This window comes from Nitratidesulfovibrio oxamicus, assembly GCF_015731765.1.
Taxonomy (GTDB): domain Bacteria; phylum Desulfobacterota; class Desulfovibrionia; order Desulfovibrionales; family Desulfovibrionaceae; genus Cupidesulfovibrio; species Cupidesulfovibrio oxamicus.
In genome coordinates, this window is record NZ_VRYY01000207.1 from 1 (window position 1) to 4,332 (window position 4,332).

Annotated in this window: 4 protein-coding genes; all 4 read left to right on the top strand. The window is 68.8% G+C overall.

What is annotated here, in order from left to right; translation table 11 throughout:
* Window positions 1–240 precede the first annotated feature (240 nt).
* The 4 genes from FVW20_RS08265 to FVW20_RS08280 all read left to right on the top strand — a co-directional run bounded on the left by FVW20_RS08265 (window position 241) and on the right by FVW20_RS08280 (window position 4,033).
* Window positions 241–786 carry a Jag family protein gene (locus tag FVW20_RS08265; protein ID WP_307831434.1) on the top strand — a complete coding sequence of 182 codons (546 nt, stop codon included), beginning with the start codon at window positions 241–243 and terminating at the stop codon, window positions 784–786.
* A gap of 193 nt (window positions 787–979) precedes the next feature.
* Window positions 980–2,458 (top strand): tRNA uridine-5-carboxymethylaminomethyl(34) synthesis GTPase MnmE, encoded by a 1,479-nt coding sequence (mnmE, locus tag FVW20_RS08270; RefSeq protein WP_196609042.1) that lies wholly within the window; start codon window positions 980–982, stop codon window positions 2,456–2,458.
* Between the two features lie 38 nt (window positions 2,459–2,496).
* Window positions 2,497–3,132, top strand: a complete 636-nt coding sequence (catB, locus tag FVW20_RS08275) for a type B chloramphenicol O-acetyltransferase (protein WP_196609043.1) — start codon at window positions 2,497–2,499, stop codon at window positions 3,130–3,132.
* Window positions 3,133–3,229: 97 nt separating this feature from the next.
* Complete coding sequence (locus FVW20_RS08280) at window positions 3,230–4,033, top strand: 4Fe-4S binding protein (RefSeq protein ID WP_196609044.1); 804 nt, start codon at window positions 3,230–3,232, stop codon at window positions 4,031–4,033.
* The last annotated feature ends 299 nt before the right edge of the window (window positions 4,034–4,332 follow it).

A 4,332-nucleotide genomic window follows, 5' to 3' on the forward strand; every position in this document is an offset into this window, starting at 1 on the left:
CAGGCCCCGCGCGGGCCGCGTCCCGCACGCCAGCCGCAGGATGGAGAAACCGGCGCGCAGGCGGGGCAACAGGACCGCCGTGGTGGTCCCCGCCGCAATGGCGAACGTTCGGAACGACCGGACAGGTCGCAGAGCCCGGCCAGCTCGGCCCGGCCAGCCCGATCGGCCCGATCAGCCCGATCAGAGAGTCAGGAACGGCACCCCCGACCGGACAGGCCCGGCAGTGACGCAGGGCTGGATATGCCGGATATGTTGGACATGCTGGACGGGTCCGACGAGCACGGCGGCGACGGCCTGCCGGAAATCCCGCTGGAACAGCTGGACCGGGAACAGGTGACCCAGGTGGCTGTGGAGGTCATGGAACGCCTGGTTACCCCGGTCATCGGCGAAGCGGGCTTCACCGTGGAACTGGCCGAAGGCCGCGTCAACGTTTCCGTGGATTGCGGCGAGAATTCCGGGCTGCTCATAGGCCGCGAGGGGCAGACCCTGTCGGCGTTGCAGTACCTGGCCTCGCGCATCGTTTCGCGCAAGCTTGGCGCATCGGTGCGGGTGCAGCTGGATTCCGGCGACTACCGCGAACGCCAGGACGACAAGCTGCGCGACATCGCCCTGCACCTGGCCGAAAAGGTGCACGCCACCGGCAAGCCGCAATCCACCCGTCCGCTCAGCTCGTACCACCGCCGGGTGGTGCACGTGACCTTGCAGGACGACGAAGAGGTGGTTACCCGCAGCAAGGGCGACGGCCCGCTGAAGCGGGTGATCATCATGCGCAAGAAGAAAGGCTAGGCTGACCGGCCCCGCCGGGGCGTCACTGCCACCGGCGCGCGGGCGGATGTTTCCGTTCGCGGCAGGCGGCGGTACACATATCGTTGAATCGCGTCGCGGGGGAGGCCCACAGGGTTTCCCCCGTTCGCGTCCGCAAGGGCGCGCGCCGCCGGATCCATGGGGCCGGGCAGGTCGCCGCGCCGGGGAGCACGCCATGCGGCAGGAAGGCACCATCGCCGCCATCGCCACCCCGCCCGGTCACGGGGGGGTGGGCATAATCCGCATCAGCGGGCCGGACAGCCATACCATTCTGGGGCGGCTGTTCCTGCCCGCTTCGCCGCGTTTTGCCGGGTTCCGGCCCTGGACGCTGCACCGGGGCCGCGTGTGCGACGCCACGGGCGCGCCGCTGGACGACGTGCTGGCCGTGGCCATGCCCGGCCCGCGCACCTTTACCGGCGAGGACGTGGCCGAAATCCACTGCCACGGCGGTCCTGCCGTGCTGGCGGCGGTGCTGGAGGCGGCCTGCGCCTGTGGCGCACAGCTTGCCGACCGGGGCGAATTCACCCGACGGGCCTTTCTGAACGGACGCATGGACCTGACCCAGGCCGAAGCCGTGGCCGAGATGATCGCCGCGCCCGCACAGGGTGGGCTGCGCCTGGCCCAGGCACGGTTGCAGGGGCTGCTGGGCGCGCGGGTGGCGGAATTGCGGGCGCGCCTGCTGGACCTGCGCGCGCAGGTGTGCGTGGCCGTGGACTTTCCGGAGGACGAGGTGGACTGTCTTGCCCCCGAGGCCTTCGTGGCCGAATGCGATGCCGTTGCCGCCGGGGTGCGCGGGCTGTTGTCCGCCCACCAGCGGGGCCGCTGCTGGCAGGAGGGCGCGCTGGTGGTGCTGGCCGGGCACGTCAATGCGGGCAAGTCCAGCCTGATGAACGCCCTGCTGGGGCGCCGCCGGGCCATCGTCACCGACATGCCCGGCACCACGCGCGATTTCATCGAGGAACCGGTGCAACTGGCCGGGTTGCCGGTGCGTCTGGTGGACACGGCGGGACTGCGCGACACCGGCGACATCGTGGAGCAGGAGGGGGTGCGCATCAGCCGCGACCTGGTGGCTCAGGCCGACCTGGTCCTGCTGGTGGTGGACGCCGCCGCCGGGCTGGGGCATGCCGAGCGCGAACTGCTGCGACATGTGCGCGACCAGCATGTGTCTGGCGCGCAGCCCGCCCGATCCGCCCCTTCGTCTCAATCCGCCCAATCCGTTGTCCCGGCAGGCCGGGTGCTGGTGGTGCTGAACAAGACCGATCTTGCCGGTGGGTACGGGGGCGCAGCCGCCTTCCAGTGTCCGCAAGAGGTGGAGGGCTGCCCCTGCGTGGGCGTATCCGCCTTGGGCGGGCAGGGGGTGGACGAACTGGCCGCCGCCGCGCGGACCATGGTGCTGGCGGGCCTTGGCGGGGGCGATGCGGGCGGAGAGCCGGAATCCGGCGACCTTGCCCCCAACCTGCGCCAGGCCCAGGTGCTGCGCCGTGCGTTGGACGAACTGGATGCCCTGATGGCGGACGTCCACGCCGGGGTGCCGTACGACCTGTGTTCGGTGCGACTGGACGGCGCCTGCGCCGTGCTGTCCGAAATCACTGGCGAGACCACCCCCTCAGAGGTGCTGGAGCATATTTTTTCTTCGTTCTGCATCGGCAAGTAGGGCTTCCAGTGCCGCAAACAACGAAAGGCCCAGGCCCCATGCGCAATCCCTTCGAAAGCCCGTTCCAGGGTAAGTTTCTTTCGGAGCAGGTGGCGAATCCCAACATCCGGGTGGGACGCTTCAGCTATTATTCCGGCTATTATCACGGACATGGGTTCGATGATTGCGCGCGCTACCTCGCGCACGACCGTGACGACGTGGACAGACTCGTCATAGGCAGCTTTTGTTCCATCGGTACTGGTGCGTGTTTCATCATGGCCGGAAACCAGGGGCACAACCATGGCTGGGTTTCGACGTATCCCTTTTTCTACATGCGCGACGGCGGGAATTTTCGGGAAGCCGTGGATGCATTCGAGCGCGCGGGTGATACGGTCATCGGCAGCGATGTCTGGATAGGCGCCGAGGCCGTCGTGATGCCGGGCATTCATGTGGGACATGGAGCCCTGATCGGTGCGCGGGCCGTGGTGACCAAGGACGTGGAACCGTATTCCATTGTTGCTGGCAACCCCGGTCGAACCGTGCGCAAGCGATTTTCAGAAGACCAGATCGCCATGTTGCTCGAAATGTGCTGGTGGGATTGGCCGCTGGAGGACATCAATACGGCCATGCCCCTTTTGTGTTCGGGACACGTGGAATTGCTTTACCATCATTGGCAGGCAGCACGGACAGGGTAGCGCCGCCGTGCCCATCCGCCCCTTGTGACCTGCGTCACTGACCGGAACCCGCCGCCGTGCCAGGGTGCACGCATGGCGGACACGCCACAGGAGTATCATGTCTGATCGCGCTCCCTCTCCCTTCATCGTCAACGGTTGTCGCGGTACGACCGTTGCCTCCTCTCGCGGGGGCACCTGCCGCTTTTCCCTGCCCGTGCCGGATGGCTTTCTGGCCCGGCTGGAACGGGTGGTGGCCGAAAGCGGCTGGCCGGATTTCCTGCGCGACGTGGTACGCGGACCCATCCTGCACCACCACGCCTTCCGGGTGGCGGTGTCCGCCTGCCCCAACGGCTGCTCGCGCCCGCACATCGCGGACGTGGGCATCATCCGGGCCTGGACGCCGGGCAGCGCCACCGATGCCTGCACCCGCTGCGGGTTGTGCGAACGGCTGTGCCCCGACCACGCCATGACGGTGGAAGAAGACGGGCCGCGCCTGCACCCCGAAAACTGTCTTTCCTGCGGACTGTGCATCAAGCGTTGCCCTGAAAAGGCCCTGCCCGTGGCCCGCGAGGGTTGGCGGGTGGTGGTGGGCGGACGCCTTGGCCGCCGCCCCCGGCTGGCCACCGAACTGGACGGGCTGGACGAAGTGCCCGGCGCTTCCGGCTTTCCCGGCCAGTCGCACCTGCTGAACGACGACGGCGTGGTGCGCGCCCTGCGCAACGCGCTGGCGTGGTACATGCGCGAATACCGGCTGCACCTGCGCTTCGGCGACCTGGTGGCCTCAGACCCCGCCACGGCGGCGCGTCTGGCGGGCACCCTGCCGGGGCCGGTGCGCACCCCTGAAAAGATGCCCCCCATGCGCTTCGATGCCCCGGACCCGGCAACCGGCGAAGGGGATGGCGGGGCGGGTCAAACCCCGTAACTTCTCTTTTCGCGCGCATGGACAGCCATCCTCCCGATTCCCGCAGCCCGCAGGTGGCAGCGGCACCGTCGCACGACGGGGCCAATGCCTCGGTGGACTGTCCGGGCCTCGGGCCTGGCATCGGGAAGGGCGCAGGCGCGCCCACCGGGGACCATCCGGCCTTGCAACCGCTTTTCGACGATCCATACCGGCCCGTACCGCCGTGTCCGCCCCCCGATGACGGGGCGGGCGGCGGCGCGGGCCGTGCCGCGTTCTGGTCCGTGACAGGGCCCTGCCTGCTGGCCTTTAGATCGGAAGAG